The sequence below is a fragment of the Dysgonomonas termitidis genome, assembly GCF_054657735.1.
The window spans coordinates 1,449,485-1,467,267 of sequence record NZ_BAAHYD010000003.1; the positions used below are offsets into that span (position 1 = coordinate 1,449,485).

Annotated in this window: 21 protein-coding genes; 15 read left to right on the forward strand and 6 right to left on the reverse strand. The window is 39.6% G+C overall.

Annotated features, from left to right (window positions below; translation table 11 throughout):
* Positions 1–11 precede the first annotated feature (11 nt).
* Positions 12–857 (reverse strand): helix-turn-helix domain-containing protein, encoded by an 846-nt coding sequence (locus ACYQ3L_RS26795; protein ID WP_379995179.1) that lies wholly within the window; start codon positions 855–857, stop codon positions 12–14.
* 248 nt (positions 858–1,105) lie between these two features.
* On the opposite strand from ACYQ3L_RS26795, the gene kdsA reads away from it, so the two are divergent.
* The 5 genes from kdsA to ACYQ3L_RS26820 are packed head-to-tail and all read left to right on the forward strand — an operon-like array spanning position 1,106 to position 4,131.
* Positions 1,106–1,915, forward strand: a complete 810-nt coding sequence (kdsA, locus tag ACYQ3L_RS26800) for a 3-deoxy-8-phosphooctulonate synthase (RefSeq protein WP_379995177.1) — start codon at positions 1,106–1,108, stop codon at positions 1,913–1,915.
* The gene (locus ACYQ3L_RS26805) at positions 1,912–2,628 is read left to right on the forward strand and encodes a 2-phosphosulfolactate phosphatase (protein WP_379995175.1); all 717 of its coding nucleotides are present in this window, start codon (positions 1,912–1,914) and stop codon (positions 2,626–2,628) included. Before kdsA ends, ACYQ3L_RS26805 begins: the two co-directional genes overlap by 4 nt.
* 9 nt (positions 2,629–2,637) lie before the next feature.
* On the forward strand, positions 2,638–3,003 hold the full coding sequence (locus tag ACYQ3L_RS26810; RefSeq protein ID WP_379995173.1) for a YraN family protein: 366 nt from the start codon (positions 2,638–2,640) through the stop codon (positions 3,001–3,003).
* A 5-nt stretch (positions 3,004–3,008) separates the two neighbouring features.
* Complete coding sequence (locus ACYQ3L_RS26815) at positions 3,009–3,380, forward strand: MmcQ/YjbR family DNA-binding protein (protein WP_379995171.1); 372 nt, start codon at positions 3,009–3,011, stop codon at positions 3,378–3,380.
* Between the two features lie 16 nt (positions 3,381–3,396).
* Positions 3,397–4,131: a biotin--[acetyl-CoA-carboxylase] ligase gene (locus ACYQ3L_RS26820; RefSeq protein WP_379995169.1), complete on the forward strand. Its 735-nt coding sequence runs from the start codon at positions 3,397–3,399 to the stop codon at positions 4,129–4,131.
* Between the two features lie 12 nt (positions 4,132–4,143).
* Here the strand turns inward: ACYQ3L_RS26820 and ACYQ3L_RS26825 are convergent, their stop codons facing one another.
* Entirely contained in the window at positions 4,144–4,401 is a 258-nt protein-coding gene (locus ACYQ3L_RS26825) for a hypothetical protein (RefSeq protein WP_379995167.1), read from the reverse strand.
* A 206-nt stretch (positions 4,402–4,607) separates the two neighbouring features.
* Between ACYQ3L_RS26825 and argR the strand changes: the two genes are divergently transcribed.
* The 7 genes from argR to ACYQ3L_RS26860 all read left to right on the forward strand — a co-directional run bounded on the left by argR (position 4,608) and on the right by ACYQ3L_RS26860 (position 11,499).
* Positions 4,608–5,063, forward strand: coding sequence for an arginine repressor (gene argR, locus ACYQ3L_RS26830; RefSeq protein WP_379995165.1), 456 nt, complete (start codon positions 4,608–4,610; stop codon positions 5,061–5,063).
* A 46-nt stretch (positions 5,064–5,109) separates the two neighbouring features.
* Positions 5,110–5,706 (forward strand): GNAT family N-acetyltransferase, encoded by a 597-nt coding sequence (locus ACYQ3L_RS26835; protein WP_296945126.1) that lies wholly within the window; start codon positions 5,110–5,112, stop codon positions 5,704–5,706.
* A gap of 10 nt (positions 5,707–5,716) precedes the next feature.
* Positions 5,717–6,922 (forward strand): argininosuccinate synthase, encoded by a 1,206-nt coding sequence (locus ACYQ3L_RS26840; RefSeq protein WP_379995163.1) that lies wholly within the window; start codon positions 5,717–5,719, stop codon positions 6,920–6,922.
* Positions 6,923–7,425: 503 nt separating this feature from the next.
* Positions 7,426–8,394, forward strand: a complete 969-nt coding sequence (argC, locus tag ACYQ3L_RS26845; RefSeq protein WP_379995162.1) for an N-acetyl-gamma-glutamyl-phosphate reductase — start codon at positions 7,426–7,428, stop codon at positions 8,392–8,394.
* A gap of 37 nt (positions 8,395–8,431) precedes the next feature.
* The gene (locus ACYQ3L_RS26850; RefSeq protein WP_379995160.1) at positions 8,432–8,941 is read left to right on the forward strand and encodes a hypothetical protein; all 510 of its coding nucleotides are present in this window, start codon (positions 8,432–8,434) and stop codon (positions 8,939–8,941) included.
* Between the two features lie 88 nt (positions 8,942–9,029).
* Entirely contained in the window at positions 9,030–10,376 is a 1,347-nt protein-coding gene (locus ACYQ3L_RS26855) for a MutS-related protein (protein ID WP_379995158.1), read from the forward strand.
* Between the two features lies 1 nt (position 10,377).
* Positions 10,378–11,499, forward strand: a complete 1,122-nt coding sequence (locus ACYQ3L_RS26860; protein WP_379995156.1) for an aspartate aminotransferase family protein — start codon at positions 10,378–10,380, stop codon at positions 11,497–11,499.
* Positions 11,500–11,525: 26 nt separating this feature from the next.
* On the opposite strand, the gene ACYQ3L_RS26865 is transcribed toward ACYQ3L_RS26860, so the two are convergent.
* Both ACYQ3L_RS26865 and ACYQ3L_RS26870 read right to left on the reverse strand, forming a co-directional pair.
* Positions 11,526–11,933: a DUF2752 domain-containing protein gene (locus ACYQ3L_RS26865; RefSeq protein ID WP_379995154.1), complete on the reverse strand. Its 408-nt coding sequence runs from the start codon at positions 11,931–11,933 to the stop codon at positions 11,526–11,528.
* Positions 11,934–11,998: 65 nt separating this feature from the next.
* Complete coding sequence (locus ACYQ3L_RS26870) at positions 11,999–12,301, reverse strand: CD225/dispanin family protein (RefSeq protein WP_379995152.1); 303 nt, start codon at positions 12,299–12,301, stop codon at positions 11,999–12,001.
* 208 nt (positions 12,302–12,509) lie between these two features.
* Between ACYQ3L_RS26870 and ACYQ3L_RS26875 the strand changes: the two genes are divergently transcribed.
* Positions 12,510–13,259 carry a glycoside hydrolase family 25 protein gene (locus tag ACYQ3L_RS26875; protein ID WP_379995150.1) on the forward strand — a complete coding sequence of 250 codons (750 nt, stop codon included), beginning with the start codon at positions 12,510–12,512 and terminating at the stop codon, positions 13,257–13,259.
* 5 nt (positions 13,260–13,264) lie between these two features.
* Here the strand turns inward: ACYQ3L_RS26875 and ACYQ3L_RS26880 are convergent, their stop codons facing one another.
* Together ACYQ3L_RS26880 and ACYQ3L_RS26885 are read right to left on the reverse strand one after the other, a co-directional pair.
* Entirely contained in the window at positions 13,265–14,509 is a 1,245-nt protein-coding gene (locus tag ACYQ3L_RS26880) for a hypothetical protein (protein WP_379995148.1), read from the reverse strand.
* 8 nt (positions 14,510–14,517) lie between these two features.
* Positions 14,518–15,840, reverse strand: coding sequence for a hypothetical protein (locus ACYQ3L_RS26885; protein WP_379995146.1), 1,323 nt, complete (start codon positions 15,838–15,840; stop codon positions 14,518–14,520).
* A gap of 345 nt (positions 15,841–16,185) precedes the next feature.
* Here ACYQ3L_RS26885 and ACYQ3L_RS26890 point away from each other — a divergent pair, with 345 nt between their 5' ends.
* Both ACYQ3L_RS26890 and ACYQ3L_RS26895 read left to right on the forward strand, forming a co-directional pair.
* Entirely contained in the window at positions 16,186–16,641 is a 456-nt protein-coding gene (locus tag ACYQ3L_RS26890) for a cupin domain-containing protein (protein WP_379995144.1), read from the forward strand.
* 274 nt (positions 16,642–16,915) lie between these two features.
* On the forward strand, positions 16,916–17,758 hold the full coding sequence (locus ACYQ3L_RS26895; RefSeq protein WP_379995142.1) for a prephenate dehydratase: 843 nt from the start codon (positions 16,916–16,918) through the stop codon (positions 17,756–17,758).
* The last annotated feature ends 25 nt before the right edge of the window (positions 17,759–17,783 follow it).

Consider the following 17,783-nt stretch of genomic DNA (forward strand, 5'->3'; position numbering starts at 1 on the left):
TAGGCTCAAATTTACTTTTCTTGAAAGTCCATTTTATTAGAGGGTGGATATCCGAATTCTTTTTTGAATGCGGTAGAAAAGTGTGAGAGGTTTTTAAATCCTACTTCCTGATATACTTCAGACGGCTTTTGGTTTTTATTTACAATCTGATTATACGCGTCATGTAATCTCTTTTTTACAAGCCATCTGCCCGGAGGTTCATTAAAGATGGATGCAAAATCGCGCTTGAAAGAAGTGAGGCTCCGGCCTGTATAATGGGCAAATTCCTGAAGCGACAGGTCATATTTGTAATTTTTGTTCATGAACTCGGCGAGATCCGTTTTCCATGGTTCAGCAAAATCGAATAAGACACTGGCGAGCGAAGGATCTACTTCTAAAAGGACGAGGGCAGCTTCTTTCAATTTAGTTGTCATCAGTTCGTTGGATGGATATTTTTGCGAATCAAAATACTGTTCCAACGACATAAACAGGCCGGTTAAGAATGGATGTCTGGTAAGCATTGTATAACTTTTATCTTTATTTCCCGTATAAAAGTTGGTGGATATTGGAAATTTAGCTTCAGTCATCAAGGTCTTTAAGAGAGGTGTCCTAAGCTGTAAGAAAAGTCCTTTGAACGGCTCTCCGTTCTTAGTCGGCCGTTTTGTCTTTTTTGCGAGATGATTGCGTTTCATGAATACGGCATCTCCCTTTTTGAAGATGGTGCGTTTTTCTTTTGTCTGCAAAATCATTTCGCCGGAGCATATATATACCAGCATATGGTCTGTGATCATTTCTTCGCAGAGTTTGTCTTTTTCTACACAGCAACAGAAAAAGGTGTCCATGTAATTGTAAATAATCGTATCCGATTGAGTGTTCATGAGGCTAGATTTTTTTGTAAATTAAGAGAATTTATTTTTAATGGCCAAATTATAAAAAGGGTTTGTTTACTTTACTCTGAAGGCCGGAGCCGGTTTGCTGTTCCTTTTTGTTTAAAACAGGGAATATTTGTCTGTTTTTAATTGTAATATGCTTGTAGTCAGTTGGTTGATGTAAAAATGGGAGAGGCGCTTCTGAAAAAGGTTTAATATTCGTACCTTTGATAAAGTTTTTAATAGATTCTAATCAAATGAATAAAATGGACATTACAAATCTGAAAAATGATAATTTCTTCCTGCTTGCGGGACCTTGTGTTATTGAGGGGGAAGAAATGGCATTACGCATTGCCGAAAAAATAATAGGAATTACATCAAAACTTGATATACCTTATGTTTTCAAGGGGTCGTATAAAAAAGCAAATCGCTCTCGGGTCGATTCTTTTACGGGTATCGGTGACGAAAAGGCTTTGAAAATATTGCGTAAGGTGAACGAAACTTTTGGTGTGCCTACAGTTACGGATATTCATGAGACGCATGAAGCTGCGATGGCTGCCGAATATGTGGATGTATTACAAATACCTGCATTTCTCTGCCGCCAGACCGACCTGCTTATTGCTGCAGCTAAGACCGGGAAAATAGTGAATATCAAAAAAGGTCAGTTTCTTGCTCCGGGTGGGATGAAATTTGCCGCACAAAAAGTTGTGGATTCGGGAAATAATAATGTAATTATAACGGACAGGGGAACGTCTTTCGGATACTCAGATCTGGTCGTTGATTTTCGCGGGATACCCGAAATGAAAGGATTCGGTTTTCCCGTAGTTCTGGATGCTACCCATAGCCTTCAAAAGCCTAATCAGGCTTCGGGTGTTACAGGAGGGCAGCCACAGTTGATAGAAACGATGTGTAAGGCGGGGATTGCTACCGGTGTTGACGGATTGTTCATAGAAACGCACTTCGATCCTGCGAATGCTTTGTCGGATGGGGCAAATATGTTGCCACTCGACCAGTTAGAAGGATTATTGATAAAACTTACACGGATTAAAGCTGCGTTAAAAGAATGAAAGTAGAAGTTTGTTTTTCTCCGGCCTTGTATCCGTTTTATACAAATGATAACAATCATATTACGGTTGTTGTAGATATTTTCAGGGCAACGACCACTATGTGTGCCGCATTGAGAAACGGCGCGGAATCTGTTATACCTGTCGCATCTATAGAAGAAGCGCAGGATTATAAGGCTAAAGGTTATCTTGTCGGTGCAGAGCGTAATGTGAAGCGTTGTGATTTCGCAGATTTTGGGAACTCTCCATTTGATTATACAGCTGATAGAGTGAGCGGTAAGGATATTGTTTTTACTACCACAAACGGAACACAGGCTATCGATATGGCGAAAGATTCGGATATACTGACTGTTGGTGCTTTTTCCAATATTAGCGCTTTAGCTGACTTCTGTGTAGATAAACAAAAGGATGTAATAGTGCTTTGTGCCGGATGGAATAACCGTTTTAATATTGAGGATTCTCTTTTTGGTGGTGCCCTGGCCCGGAAACTGATAGACAGAGGAGGGTATGCTCCCGCCTCGGATGCAACGCAGGTAGCTTTGTCAATGTGGAAAGAGGCTTTGCCGGATGTTCGCAGTTATATTGACCGTACAGAGCATATTAAGCGGCTGGAAGCCCATAACCTGCAAGATTCGGTAGAATACTGTTTAACAGAGGATACCGTAAATTTGGTTCCTGTTTACAGCAAAGAAACCAGGAAAATAACAATCGGCTGATTTTGCTTTATGGCTGAGCATAATGATCTGGGGAAAAAGGGAGAGGATGCAGCGGAGCATTATCTCAGGCAGAAGAGTTATGAAATAATAGAGCGTAATTGGCTATATGAAAAATATGAAATAGATATAATTGTCCGGAATGAGGAATATATTGTTTTTGTAGAAGTAAAGACCCGTAGCTCAAGCCAATGGGGAAACCCGGAGGAAGCAGTATCGAAGGGAAAGATAAAACGGATTGTTGAAGCTGCCGATTTTTACCTTCGGGAATATGATATAGATCAGCCTGCCCGTTTTGATGTGGTTGCTGCAGTCTGGAATGGAGAGAAGTTTGAGATAGAACATATAGACGATGCATTCTTAGCACCTGTAAATTAAAGAAAATGAATATAGAAGAAGTTCGTGAGGCATGTATATCTATAAAAGGAGCAACCGAAAGCTTTCCTTTCGGAGATGATACACTGGTTTATAAAGTAATGGACAAAATGTTTGCCTATATGGGTCTGGAATCAAGAGACGGCGAATTCTGGCTGAATGTGAAATGTGATCCGGAGAAAGCTATTGAACTGAGAGAGTGTTATAATGGCGTCCGACCGGGCTATCATTCGAATAAAAAATATTGGAATACTATTGTTATTGAGAGTGATGTATCTGATGTATTGATAAAGGAACTTATCCAACATTCTGTTGATGAGGTGATAAGGAAATTGCCAAAAGTAAAGCAAGCCGAATATAATAATTTGTCTAATACCTAAATAATCGAACATAACTATGCCTCTGATTATTCACCTTGTCGACGAAATTGACTCTACAAATAATTACCTGAAAAGCCTGTTGTTGAAGCAGAAAGTAAAGGAAGGAACCATTATCTCGGCCGATTTTCAGACCGGAGGCAGGGGGCAGCGTGGTAATGGCTGGCTATCGGAGAAAGGGAAAAACTTATTGTTCAGTATTGTCCTGTATCCGGATACAGTGAAGGCGAACGGGCAGTTTGTTATCTCGCAGATGGTATCGTTAGCGGTAGCAGATTTTCTCCGGAAATATACTGACGGTATTACAATAAAATGGCCTAATGATATCTACTGGCAAGATAAGAAAATATGTGGAATTTTGATAGAGAATACCTTAGAAGGGGATGAGATAAAAGAGTCTGTCTGCGGGATAGGTATTAATCTTAATCAGGAAAGTTTCGGTAGCAGTCTGCCTAATCCTGTTTCTTTAAAGCAAATAACAGGAGAATATTATGAGCAGAGTATTATGCTTGAAGAAGTCAGAGAACTCCTTTTTTCTTATTACGAGCAGTTGAGGAGGGGAGAGATACAGATTATTGCAGAGAATTATAGAGATTCTCTGTTCAGAAAAACAGGTTATCATTTATTTAATGACAACACAAATGATTTTATAGCCAGGATAAAGGATGTAGTCTCCGATGGAACGCTTGTTTTGCAAACGGAAAACGGCAACGAGAGGCGCTTTGCGTTTAAAGAAGTGAGATATGTTCTGTGAATGTGACTTGCTTTAAATCAGGATGTTGTATATTGTATAAGAATGTGTTTCAACTCCCTCGTTTGTACGCTCATAGTGTTTGTCAATATCAATTTTTATACATTTCCTGATATTCAGAAGCAGGAAAATCTCATCGTTCGTCAGATCCTCCTTTTCATATACTACAATACGTGCAAAAGAGTCATCAATTGTGACTTTGGTCGCTTTCTTTTCCGGAGCATCTGACCGCAAGACAGATATTATCGGCTGCTTTTTCTCTGGTTCATCCATTCGATTTCAATAATATATAGGTTTATTTCAAGGCACGATATGCCCTGAAGTGCGAATGCACAAATATAGAAAAATAAATTAAAAAAAGGGATGTTTAACATTTTGCAGATGTGTTATTTACATTATAATATTTTTTATACATTAAATATTTTACAATATGCATAAATATGTGTAAATTTGCGCTATTATTTGCATATTTATACGAAATGACAAAAAAATACAGACATAAAATAATAAGGGAGGTATTGCAGACCAATGAGGTGAGTAGTCAGGATATGCTTCTTAAGCTGTTGATAGATAAAGGATTTGAGCTTACTCAGGCTACCTTGTCCCGTGATATAAAGGAATTGAAAATAGTGAAAGTGCCCACGGCAAGAGGCAGTTATGTGTATCAGTTTTCCGGGTCGATACAGAATGTGGAAGAAGAAACACCTCTGTCTTCTTTTGGTTTTGTAAGTATGGAATTCTCAGGGCAACTGGCAGTAATAAAGACCCGTCCGGGTTATGCTATGGCCATAGCAGGAGAAATAGACCGCAGAGCGACACGTTATATATTAGGTACAGTAGCCGGTGATGATACTATCCTTCTGATACCGAGAGAGAATATAAGCAGGGAGGAGGTAATAGCTTCACTTTCTGAGTTTATACCGAACATTGAATGATAAGACAACAATGAACAACATAGAAGAACTTGTGGTAGAAAAGCCAATGGAGCAACAACAACTTACTATACAGATAGCCAACGAAAGCCATGTCGGATACGTGCAAACGATATTGGATACAATTGAGGCTGCGGCTAAGGTGCGGGGCACGGGAATTGCAAAACGTACACCGGAATATGTGGAACTTAAAATAAAGGAAGGTAAAGCTATTATTGCCCTGATGGGAGATGAATTTGCCGGATTCTGCTATATAGAATCATGGGGAAATAAACAGTTTGTTGCCAATTCCGGGTTAATTGTAGTTGAAAAATTCAGACAGCACGGACTGGCAAAAAAAATCAAACAGCATGCCTTTTCCCTGGCTAGAGCTATGTTTCCGACAGCGAAAGTATTTGGCCTGACATCGGGTGCTGCGGTAATGAAAATAAATACAGAACTGGGGTATGTGCCCGTGACTTTTGCGCAACTGACTGATGATGAGTCTTTCTGGCGTGGTTGTCAGGGATGTGTCAATTATGATATCCTTACCCGTACCGACAGGAAATACTGTATCTGTACTGCGATGCTCTTCGATCCCGAAAAGCAGAAAGACAAGAAGGAGATAAAAGAGATAATCAAAGACCTCAAAAAGCAATTGAAATAACATAACATATATGAAAAAGAAAGTCGTTTTAGCATTCAGTGGAGGATTAGATACATCGTTCTGTGCAAAATATCTGTCCGCTGATATGGGATATGATGTATATACAGCCATAGCCAACACAGGAGGTTTTACCCCCGAAGAATTGAAAGTTATAGAGGAAAAAGCGTATAAATTAGGTGCTGTAAAGCATGTAAGCCTCGACATAACACAGGAATATTACGAAAAGAGCATCAAATATATGATTTTCGGAAATGTATTGCGTAATGGCACATATCCGATTTCGGTCAGCTCGGAACGTATATTTCAGGCGATAGCCATTATTAACTATGCAAAGGAAATAGGCGCTGACGCTGTTGCTCACGGCAGCACAGGAGCAGGAAACGATCAGGTTCGCTTCGACCTGACATTTGATGTGCTTGCTCCCGGCATTGAGATTATTACACCTACCCGCGATATGATTCTTACCCGTGAGTATGAAATCAATTATCTGAAAGAACATGGGTATGAAGCCGATTTTACAAAGATGGTGTATTCCATTAATAAAGGTCTTTGGGGCACAAGCATAGGTGGCAGGGAAACGCTGAAGTCTGAGCAGACTTTACCGGAAGATGCCTATCCGTCCCAATTGAAGAAACAAGGACAGGAAGTTCTTACGATTGATTTCGAAGAAGGTGAAATAGCAGCAGTAAACGGTGAAAAATATGCTGATAAGGTAAAGGCTATCCAGAAGATAGAAGAGATTACATCGGCTTATGCTATCGGCCGCGATATGCATATAGGTGATACTATTATCGGCATAAAGGGGCGTGTGGGCTTTGAAGCCGCGGCTCCGCTGGTAATTATCAATGCGCACAAAATGCTGGAAAAGCATACACTAACCAAATGGCAACAGTATTGGAAAGAGCAGGTAGGTAACTGGTACGGAATGTTTCTTCACGAAGCGCAATATCTGGAACCAGTTATGCGTGATATAGAGGCTTTCCTATCGAGTTCGCAGCAAAATGTAACAGGGCGTGTGAGCATTAAACTTCAGCCATATCATTACGTGCTGATTGGAGTGGAAAGTGATTTCGACCTGATGAAGGCTGATTTCGGGGAGTACGGCGAAGTGAATAAGGCATGGACATCGGATGATGCGAAAGGTTTTACGAAGATTTATGCTATGACAAACAAGATATATCATAGTGTACAGAAAAAGAACGGGAAAGAGTTGTAAATACATTTTTCGTTTATCTATATAATGGCCATAAGCGTATGGGACAGAGCAAAGGTAACATGTATTTAAAATTGAAAATACTGTTACTTTTGTTACCTTTTTGAAATAGTTACAAGTTTGCCTCGCCTTCGCTTCGGCGAATGTTATTTCTTCGCCCTGCGGGCAGTTATGAGTTACAAGTTGGCTGGCGTCTTATTTTGTTTCACGCAGAGACGCAAAGGCGCAAAGTTTTTATATTTTACCAGTTGTTAACTGTTAACTGATGACTGATAACTGTTCACTGTAAATAGTGTAACCTTTGTTACTTTTTAACAAAAGCCTCAGTAAAACTCATTGTGTCTTCTCAGTGGTTCTCAGTGTAACATGAAAAAACTGTTACTTTTGTTACCTTTTGCGCCTTTGCGAGAGAATATTGTTTATTTAAGAAAAAGTAAGGAGGGTATACTCTATAAGAAAAACCATGAAAATATTTGTAAAAAGCTTCTGAAATAAAAAATAGAACTATGATAAAAGCAGGAATTATAGGGGGAGCCGGCTATACTGCCGGAGAACTGATAAGGATATTGATCAATCATCCACAGGTTGAACTGGTATTTGTAAACAGTACAAGTAACGCGGGTAATAAACTCACGGATGTACATAGCGGATTGTTAGGCGATACGGATATGGACTTTACCGACCAGTTACCTTACGATAAAATAGACGTTTTATTCTTTTGTACGGCGCACGGTGATACAAAGAAGTTTCTGGAAACGAATGAGATCCCCGGACATCTGAAAATTATAGACCTGTCTACCGATTACAGACACAAAGCCGAAGGAAATAAATTCATTTACGGCTTACCGGAACTGAATAAAGAAGAGATACGGAAATCATCTTATATCGCAAATCCCGGGTGTTTTGCCACAGCCATACAGTTAGGCCTGTTACCACTGGCGAAAGCCGGATTGCTGAATACTGAAATCCATGTGAATGCTATCACAGGCTCCACCGGGGCGGGAGTAAAGCCGTCGGCAACCTCCCATTTCAGCTGGCGGGAGAATAATATCTCTGTTTACAAGGCTTTCGAACATCAGCACCTGACAGAGATTCGCCAGTCTTTAACTCAGTTACAGGCCGCTTTTACAGAAGATATTAACTTTATACCTGTCCGTGGAAATTTCACCAGAGGTATATTTGTTTCTACCTATCTGAAATTTGACGGAACGATTGAAGATGCAGCGAAATTATATCAGGATTTTTACAAAGAAAGTCCTTTTGTCGTTGTCTCCGATAAAAATATAGATCTCAAGCAGGTGGTAAATACAAATAAATGTATCTTGCATCTGGAAAAGCACGGAAATAGGTTGCTTATCCTTTCCTGTATAGACAATCTGGTAAAAGGAGCGTCGGGACAGGCAGTACATAATATGAACCTGATATTCGGATTGGACGAAACAGAAGGGTTGAAGATGAAAGCTAGTGCATTCTAAAATAATAATTAGATTTTCCAGAAAAGGCAAAATGAATATGGAGAGACTTACAGAGCATGATATAAAAATAATAAGAGATGAAATGAGAATTGGCTTTATATTCTCTTCTCTATTTTTATTTGCTGATCTTCTTTTTAATTTTGTTTATTATATAGAATACGGTATAGACATTTGCTTAATACTGGTAAATATTGGAATCTTGAGTTTATGTATACTTATACCTTTCTTTATGAATAAGAATTATAGGAAGGATTTGGACGCTGGAGAGAAGATTGTAGAGTTAGGTAAGATACAAATAAAAGAATGTAAAAAGAGTTATGAGGCAGGTAGTGGTAATTTATATATCCCTATATTAGGAAATCTCTTTCCTAAGTTATGGGGTTCGCAGCCGAGACTTTCTCTCCTTTGCTATTTAGTAATAAACAATGTAAGATATAAGGTTGATGATGATTTTTATAATAAAGTAAACGAGGAGGAGATTATTAAGATGTATTTTACGATTCATAGTCATATGATGATAGGATTCGAACAAAACATACATTCTTAGGATAATCAGAGAGAAGAAAACCATAAGGTTTATGGAAAATAAAAGATTTATATCTCTAAAAGATATAAACATTATAATATAGCAAGCTATGAAATTTGAAGTAGACTCCCAAACCCTGAAAGACCTTGAAATCTTTGACACAGTCAAAGACGGTACGTCTGTATTCAGCCTGTTTAATCACACTCAGTGTTATGGTGGCAGGAGGATACTCTATAATTTTTTGTCCAATCCTCTGACCGATCTGGAAAAGATAACCGAACGGACAGACACAATCGCGTTCTTTCAGAAATATTTGCCCGAAGGCCTGAGCGTGGATAAAGATTCTCTTGATTTTACTGAATATTATATCCGGCATGGTGATTATCCGACACGCATCCCTACCTGGTTTACAGCCCTGGAGAGGATGATAATGGACAGGATAAGTACGAATACGGAGTACTATCTGGTAAAGAAAGGAGTTGGCTCTACTGTCGACCTGTTGAAAACAATATATGCTTTCTCTCATATTTTGGCAGATAAGTTTAAGGGGAATAATTATCCGAAATTGCTGGAAAAGAATAACGAAAAGGTTCTGGAAATATTTTCTTCGGACGACTATGCCGGCATCATTAAACTGGGGCGGAAAATACCATCTTATGAGACATCCCGGCTCGATTATATGTTTCGCTATACTCACAAAAAGGATATTCTCTTCTTTCTTGACCTTATATACGAATACGATGCTTTTCTATCCATTGCAAAAGCCGCTGATAAATACGGACTGTCGTATGCCGAAATGCTTCCGGCCGATAATAACCGGCTGGAGATAGATGGTTTATACCATCCCTTTGTAGAAGAGGCTATTCCAAATGATATGGGCTTTGAAAAGCCATCAAACCTGTTATTTATATCGGGGCCGAATATGGCTGGCAAATCCACTTTCCTGAAAGCGCTGGGATTGTCTGCATATCTGGCGCATGTGGGATTCCCTGTTCCTGCAAAGAGGATGACTTTGAGTATATTGTCGGGATTGTGTACTACAATTAATATTTCCGACAACCTGAGTTCCGGTTACAGCCATTTTTATGCAGAGGTGATGCGTATCAAGGATGTTGCCCGTCAGCTGAAAACACACCGGAATATGCTGGTGATCTTCGATGAACTATTCAGGGGTACGAATGTGAAAGATGCTTATGACGGCACATTGGCTGTAGTGAATGCATTTACGGAGGTGAAAAGTTCGTTCTTTGTCATATCTTCCCATATTGTAGAGGTTACCAAAGAGTTGGAAGCCAATAAGAATATAGAATTTTCTTATTTCGAGATTCTCGAGCAGGACGGACATCCTGTGTACACATATAAGCTGAAAGACGGAATTTCGCAGGTCAGGTTAGGAATGTACATTATCCGGAAAGAGAACTTAATAGAAACAATTAAAGAAATAAATAATATATAAAATGAAATTATTCGATGTATTTCCGCTGTTCGACATCAATGTCGTGGAAGGTAAAGGATGTTATGTGTATGACGATAAGGGTAATGAATACTTGGACCTTTACGGAGGCCATGCCGTAATATCGGTGGGGCATACACATCCTTACTATGTGGCCAAACTTACAGAACAGTTGAATAAACTCGGGTTCTATTCCAATTCTGTAGTAAATAAGCTGCAACAGGAACTGGCGCAAAAGATGGGAGAACAATGCGGTTACCCCGACTATTTTCTGTTCCTTGTAAACTCAGGTGCAGAAGCAAACGAGAATGCTATAAAACTGGCTTCGTTCCATAATGGACGCAGGAAAGTTCTCTCGTTTAAGAAAGCGTTTCACGGACGTACTTCGGTTACTGTTGCTACAACGGATATCCCAGCGTATTCAGCGCCTGTAAATCAGTCGGAGAATGTAGTCTTCGCTCCGTTTAATGATATTGAATTTGTAAAAAAGGAGTTGGCCACAAAAGAATATTGCTCTGTTATTATAGAAGGTATTCAGGGCGTTGCAGGTATCCAGATACCATACGATGATTTCCTGAAAGAGCTTCGCGACGTTTGTACCGAAACAGGAACTATTCTGATTCTGGACGAGATACAATCGGGCTATGGCCGCAGCGGTAAATTTTTCGCCCATCAGTATGCGGAAATACAAGCCGACCTGATAACTGTTGCTAAAGGTATCGGTAACGGTTTTCCGATGTCGGGAGTTTTGATTAATCCGATGTTTAAAGCTGTATACGGACAATTGGGAACCACATTCGGGGGGAATCATCTGGCTTGTGCGGCAGCTATCGCTGTACTTGACATAATGAAGAACGAGAAGCTTATCGAAAACGCTTACAATGTCGGCGAATTCCTGATGGAAGAACTTAGAAAATTCCCTCAGATAAAAGAAGTACGCGGACGCGGGCTTATGATAGGTATGGAATTTGATGAACCTATAAAAGAAAAACGGACGAAGCTTTTATTTGAAGAAAAAGTTTTTACCGGAGCTACAGGTACACACGTATTTCGTTTACTGCCTCCGCTTTGCCTGACAGTAGAACAGGCAAAAGAGTTTCTCGAAAGGTTTAAAAAAGTGCTCTGAAATATGTGAAGGCTGGTGCCACTTCTTTATGGGGGAGGAGCCAGATAGGTAAACGGCCAGAAAGGGATATTCCTCAGGATAAAAAACAGGATAACTGTAATCAGAAGTGTATATCCGAACCAGGGTTTGAATACAAAGCTTTTCAGGTACTTTTCCTGCCCGAGTATATAAATCCTTACAGCCAGATAATAGAAGTAAGCCAGAAATGGTCCCGCTACGATGAAGAAGATATTATAGCGCAAAGCCTCTGATATATCTCCATGCAATAGGAAATGCAAAGCACGTTGCCCGCCGCATCCGGGACATTCCAGTCCGGTAGCCGCTTTGAATGTACAGGGTGTATTTTCTCCCGCTATATTATAGATTGCATAATAAACGGCTATAATAACGATTGGGAATAAAATGGCTGATATAAGCAGTATATACTTCTTCATAAAAAAGGAAAGGTAATTCCATTGAAATTACCTTTCTGTATTATAATGTTTAAACTTAGTGGCTGTTAAGCTCCGTACTGATCCATGATAGTTTGGTATTGCTCCATGATAGCGGAAATACCACCTGCCAATATGATAGAAACAATAATCCAGACAATTGACAGAATGATCGTACCTATGGCTATCAATGACAATAATTTAGCGTTCTTGGCAGCACTCTCTGCTCCGGCATAATCTCCTGCAAAATATTTGGAATCAACCTGAGTGGAGAAAACAATTGCGATAATACCGAGGATAACACCGATACAACTGACGTATCCGCAGCAGGTTATCAAACTTACAACTGTAGCTATGATAGCTAAAATCAAATTATTATTTGGTCTCGGTGGTTTAGTCGGGTTTTCCCAACTGTTAGCTTGTTGAGCAGGTTCTTGATAACCTTGGTTGCTAAATTCTGTCATGGTTATGATATTATTATTAAAAAAGTTTGTTAATACTGCTCAAATATATATAAAAATATAACATACAAAAAGAAAAATTAATCCTAACTTCGTTATTCGGTTTAAATAAGTATCAATGAAAGTAAAAGTTACCCTGTATTCCCTTATTGTGTTAGCCATGATTGTTTTTATCTGTGCCGGGGTATATGTGGCTTTTATGAATGGATATATCCGTTTGAATTATCCGTCTTTCAAAGATTATCCTGTACAGGGGATTGATGTTTCCCATCATCAGCAAGAGATAGACTGGCATAAGCTGGATAAGAAAAAGGTTCAGTTTGCTTTTATCAAAGCCACAGAAGGAGGCAATCATAAAGATTCCATGTTTCAACTTAACTGGCGCGAAGCCCGTCAGAATAAGATACTGTCGGGAGCCTACCATTTCTTTACTTTTTGTAAAGACGGAGAGGAGCAAGCACGGAATTATATACACTACGTCCCTCGTGATAGTATAGATTTACCACCTATTATCGACCTGGAGTATGGAGGAAACTGTAGCCCTGCAAACCGGAAGGAGGATCTGATCACTGAAATAGCCAACTACTTTGAGATTATAGAAGACCATTATCAGCGCAAGGTGATTATCTATACCACAAATGAATTCTATAAAAATTACCTGCAACACCAATTCCCGGATAATCCTATCTGGATACGTGATATTATCGCAAAACCCAATTTACCCGATGGCCGTGACTGGCTATTCTGGCAATTCTCGAACCGGGGCCGGATAGACGGCATAGATACCCCGGTCGACCTGAATGCCTTCAATGGAAGCCACGAAGAATTTGAAAAGCTTTTAAATAAAAAGGCTCTTGTCAGTGAATAACTCTTTTATTTTCCATTCCATAATTCCTTAATGACTTCTTCCTGTGAATATCCGAGCGGGCAATCATCGCTCCTGGTGTTCGCCCTATAGCTTCCTTCCGATTTATTAGGGCATGTGATCATACGAAAGCCCGGCATTTCGAGATGACCGTCGGGATCATATTTCCTGATCCACTTGTAGACATAACGAAGCCACTCATTTCTATATGTTTCCGGCTGGAGTGAAAACCATGATATCTCATCCCATCCCCATACAAAATGACTTTCCAGATTTGCTACATTGGGCTTTTCTCCCCGCCCGAAATTATCGAACTCTACCAGATACGGGAGGTTACCGCATTTCCATCCGCTTGGAGTGATGCAACCTTTACTTTTATTGTATATGGCATCCAGATAATTTTCTTCCAATATACCCTCATACGGTTTTTCCGGTATTTCTTTAATCCGTAATGGAAACGAATTGAAATCCAATAAACTTACCCCGTCTTTTATCATATCGCCTTTGGGTACATGCGCATCTATCAGTACCCAGTTGCGCCGTGCATGTAGCTGAGCATAATTCCGTATTTTTTTCAGAATGCTTTCCCAGGCTTCTCTCTCGGGATCGCTCATCCCCATAAGTTCGACCTGTCCGATATGGAATGCTTCACAACCAAGGTTGATATATGAACCTGCCAGAAAGTAGAACCATAGTTGAGTCTCCTGTTTGCTTATATCGGGAACGCTACTCCCTTCATGCCAGTGATTAACCAGTTTCCCTTCATTATTGAGCATACTGTCGTAAGAGAAAAAGCGGTCTTCGGCCGGGAGGTCGAAATCTTCGAATACCCATACCGGTATCTTTACATTATCTACATCCCGCGTGATAATCTCAAATATACAGGCCTGAAAAATCATTTCGGGATCAAATGCGTGCATTTCAGTAATAATGGCTTTGGCCCTCGTCCAAAACTCCGGTGAATTTAAAAGGCTTTCACCGCCCCATCGGTAAATGGAACGCCCTATGAATTTAGCTCCAATGTTTTTTACCATCCTTATATCATCCCTATGGTAGGGATATGTACGCCTGCCTTCAGGCTTATCGGGCATAAGAAAGTACACCATTGTGATTGATTTGTCGAGATAATTACCCAGAACATCTTCCCGTATGCCGTTTTTATCAAAATGATAAGATTTTTTATTACCCTTGGTTTCACAGGAGGAGAAGCTGAAAATTATAGAACTTACAATGAATGTTATGAGCAGTTTCATATCTGTATTTATTTATTTTTCGATTCGGGAGTGATTTCTATTGTCTGCCATTGTGACCCGCCTTTAAATCCGACCGGGCCGCTTTCTTTCCGCATCAGTCCGTTCAGCCGGAAAAAGTTCTCGAAATGCTTATTCATTATCGTTTCTCCCGACCCCACTGCTATGAGCGTAGGGCCATCCTGATCTGCTCCATAGCCGCCTTGCGCCGCTGATTTAATATCAGGTATATAATTCGGCCATGTACCTTTATACCATGTGTAACCAAAGAGAAATGGGATACTTCCGGCATCCCGCATCTTTTGTTTCCACTCCAACTGAAGTTGTACAAACGGTTCGCCCGGACAAGTAGAAATAGCTATATTGTCATTGAGCAGAATTGTTGAGATATGAACATCAAAAAGAGCATCGGACTTGAATCTTCCTGTAAATTGCAGTGAATCGTTCATATATCTTATGCCGGCCTGCTTGATTGCCGAGGGAGTCAGTGATCCGGTTAGTTTAATAGCCTCATATGCAAGCAGGCTTCCAACCCGTTCTATGGTTCTGTAGTCCGTCTTAAATGAATCGTCCGGACCACTTCTCCTCGAACTGATAATCAATGATTCTATATTTCCGGCGCCACCCTGTACAAACAGGCAAACCGCGTTATTCCCAAAAGCTTCCTCGACTTTTTTGCAGGCAACTCCCGGAAAATCAGCTGAAATCTCATAATTGCTGCATACTATATCGGCGTGACAGGCATAATTCATTACAATTCCCTTTGTATTTCCCTGCATATCTTCCACCTTTATAACTCCCACTTCAGGATCTACGGGGCCAAAAGGAATACGTTCCGGATTTTCAGAAGTATAATGATCGTCTGAGAACCATGATTCCCGCGAATGTCCATCTTCCCTTACTATCAATCGGTTGAACCCAAGTTGAGGGAATTTTCGGTGACCGGCAGCCAGTTTTGCCGGAAACATATTGTCTGTAGCTTCTTTCAATGCTTTGGTTAATTGGCTTATGACAAGAGTTTCGTCCCTTTTTCCGGAAGAATGGGTATGTGATGAAGATAAAAATAATACATCTAAGCCAAACTGTTCTTTACCTATTTTGGCTATCCGGTCACTTGTGTAGATGCCCTGGTCGACAGCGATAAATCCTACTCGTTTATCCCCGTCCCGTAATATCAGAACACGGGCATATAATGAGTCGTGCAGTGGTATTTCGTGTGGTGATGTGATATTTACTTTCGATAATCCGGCAGTGATTGTGCCTGATTGTGCAATACTGATCCCCGATAAGGATATACAACAAAAAATTATCAATAAAAATTTTATTCCGGACATAGAATATCAGATTTAAATCGTTAGTTAAATTAAGATGACGGTTCAAATGTAACTAATTAATTTTCAAATAACTAATGCTTGGGTTCGCAGGCCTGTTTAATCAAATGTACAGAATACAATATGGTGCAGATACTTTTCTTGTCCATAGAATGTCCTGCAAATATTTTTGTTATTTATTCTCTTATCGGAAAATTACAATATCTTTTTTTGAAAAATATGTCATATTATAAATTACTGATTCTTAAAAAATCATATCTTCGTTTACCTTATAGATAAATAATATTTCAGAAAATAACTGTACGGGACTTTTAATCATCCTGATATGTAGAAATAAAAATAGATTATATGAAAGAAATAAAGCGAATATCAGAAAATGAAAATTACACGGCAATTAATATCGGCCGTTTAGAAAACCTGAATGAATATTCCCTTATCCATCCTAAGAATAGACAGGAGATAACAGGCAAAGTTTTCCTGAAAGAAGCGACAGGTGCAACGGGTACCGAAATTTCATTTCAGATGCTACCACCCAAAACCGATATTTCCTATTTTCATATTCATAAACAAAATGAAGAGACCTATATAGTATTAAAGGGTTTTGGCGATTTTCAGGTAGATGAGGATTGCTTCCCTATAGCAGAAGGCAGTGTGGTGAGAGTATCACCGGCAGGAAAGAGGTGCTTGCGTAATTCTTCTGATGAAACAATGATCTATATGGTCATCCAGTCGAAGGAAGATTCTCTGAATCAGTATAGTTCTGCTGATGGGGAGCGGGTTCTTTACGATCCTAAATGGAAATAGCGGAGGATACACGGATTTACTTATTTTAAAATTTTTGAAATAAAAAAGACAAAATGTTTGTTTTATTCAAAAAAGTATTACTTTTGTATCCATAATCATAACAAGGTTATTGAAATGAAGAATTTTTCTACATACTTTTTCTTTTTTTACTTTTACTTTTTTAGAAGGTGAAACAGGATTTTGTATGAGAAAATTGAAAATAAAATAAAACAATCAGATATATAGAATCCTGTCAAGTATGACGGGATTTTTTTTTTGACAATAAGCTAAATAAATGAGAAAAGTTGCAATACAAGGAGGACTGGGAGCATATCACGGCATTGCCGCTGAAAATTTCTTTGAAGAAGAGGTCGAAATAGTGCCCTGCATTACATTTCGCGATATCTTTACTACCATCAAAAAAGAGCCGAATACGATTGGTATTATGGCTATAGAAAATACCATTGCCGGGAGCCTTTTGGGTAATTATGAATTACTGAAAGAGAATAAGCTTCCTATTGCAGGTGAGTTTAAGCAACGTATATCTCATTGTCTGGCAGCGCTTCCCGGACAAACCATCCATGATATAAAGGAAGTGGAATCGCATCCTATCGCGCTGATGCAATGTACTAATTTTCTGGATACATTACCCGGGGTACGCATTATTGAACATGAGGATACAGCTCTGGCAGCGAAAGATGTCGCCGAAAAGCGTTTGCATGCTACGGCTGCTATATGCAGCGTGAGAGCAGCTGAAATTTATGGACTGGATATACTGGCGAGAGGAATTGAGACGAATAAGCACAATTTTACTCGCTTTCTTATTTTTGGCAATAAATGGATAGTACAGGAGATTCAGCTAAACGAGGTCATAAACAAATCATCTATTGTGTTCACCCTGCCGCATACCGAAGGAAGCCTTTCGAAAGTATTGTCTGTATTTTCTTTCTATGGTATCAGTCTCACCAAGATACAGTCTTTGCCTATTGTCGGCCGGGAGTGGGAATATCAGTTTTATGTAGACCTCAAATTCTCGGATTTGGAACGTTATCACCAATCGCTGGATGCTATCCGTCCCCTGATAAGTGAACTTAAAACACTGGGTGAATACCCGGAAGGCCGTCAGAGCGAACTTTAATTTTGAATTCCTGGAATCTTTAAAT

What these genes read in the sequence shown, in the direction of transcription:
- ACYQ3L_RS26795 (WP_379995179.1), bottom strand. Translation starts at nt 857, where the DNA reads ATGAACACTCAATCGGATACGATTATTTACAATTACATGGACACCTTT.
- kdsA (WP_379995177.1), top strand. Translation starts at nt 1,106, where the DNA reads ATGAATAAAATGGACATTACAAATCTGAAAAATGATAATTTCTTCCTG.
- ACYQ3L_RS26805 (WP_379995175.1), top strand. Translation starts at nt 1,912, where the DNA reads ATGAAAGTAGAAGTTTGTTTTTCTCCGGCCTTGTATCCGTTTTATACA.
- ACYQ3L_RS26810 (WP_379995173.1), top strand. Translation starts at nt 2,638, where the DNA reads ATGGCTGAGCATAATGATCTGGGGAAAAAGGGAGAGGATGCAGCGGAG.
- ACYQ3L_RS26815 (WP_379995171.1), top strand. Translation starts at nt 3,009, where the DNA reads ATGAATATAGAAGAAGTTCGTGAGGCATGTATATCTATAAAAGGAGCA.
- ACYQ3L_RS26820 (WP_379995169.1), top strand. Translation starts at nt 3,397, where the DNA reads ATGCCTCTGATTATTCACCTTGTCGACGAAATTGACTCTACAAATAAT.
- ACYQ3L_RS26825 (WP_379995167.1), bottom strand. Translation starts at nt 4,401, where the DNA reads ATGGATGAACCAGAGAAAAAGCAGCCGATAATATCTGTCTTGCGGTCA.
- argR (WP_379995165.1), top strand. Translation starts at nt 4,608, where the DNA reads ATGACAAAAAAATACAGACATAAAATAATAAGGGAGGTATTGCAGACC.
- ACYQ3L_RS26835 (WP_296945126.1), top strand. Translation starts at nt 5,110, where the DNA reads ATGGAGCAACAACAACTTACTATACAGATAGCCAACGAAAGCCATGTC.
- ACYQ3L_RS26840 (WP_379995163.1), top strand. Translation starts at nt 5,717, where the DNA reads ATGAAAAAGAAAGTCGTTTTAGCATTCAGTGGAGGATTAGATACATCG.
- argC (WP_379995162.1), top strand. Translation starts at nt 7,426, where the DNA reads ATGATAAAAGCAGGAATTATAGGGGGAGCCGGCTATACTGCCGGAGAA.
- ACYQ3L_RS26850 (WP_379995160.1), top strand. Translation starts at nt 8,432, where the DNA reads ATGGAGAGACTTACAGAGCATGATATAAAAATAATAAGAGATGAAATG.
- ACYQ3L_RS26855 (WP_379995158.1), top strand. Translation starts at nt 9,030, where the DNA reads ATGAAATTTGAAGTAGACTCCCAAACCCTGAAAGACCTTGAAATCTTT.
- ACYQ3L_RS26860 (WP_379995156.1), top strand. Translation starts at nt 10,378, where the DNA reads ATGAAATTATTCGATGTATTTCCGCTGTTCGACATCAATGTCGTGGAA.
- ACYQ3L_RS26865 (WP_379995154.1), bottom strand. Translation starts at nt 11,933, where the DNA reads ATGAAGAAGTATATACTGCTTATATCAGCCATTTTATTCCCAATCGTT.
- ACYQ3L_RS26875 (WP_379995150.1), top strand. Translation starts at nt 12,510, where the DNA reads ATGAAAGTAAAAGTTACCCTGTATTCCCTTATTGTGTTAGCCATGATT.
- ACYQ3L_RS26880 (WP_379995148.1), bottom strand. Translation starts at nt 14,509, where the DNA reads ATGAAACTGCTCATAACATTCATTGTAAGTTCTATAATTTTCAGCTTC.
- ACYQ3L_RS26885 (WP_379995146.1), bottom strand. Translation starts at nt 15,840, where the DNA reads ATGTCCGGAATAAAATTTTTATTGATAATTTTTTGTTGTATATCCTTA.
- ACYQ3L_RS26890 (WP_379995144.1), top strand. Translation starts at nt 16,186, where the DNA reads ATGAAAGAAATAAAGCGAATATCAGAAAATGAAAATTACACGGCAATT.
- ACYQ3L_RS26895 (WP_379995142.1), top strand. Translation starts at nt 16,916, where the DNA reads ATGAGAAAAGTTGCAATACAAGGAGGACTGGGAGCATATCACGGCATT.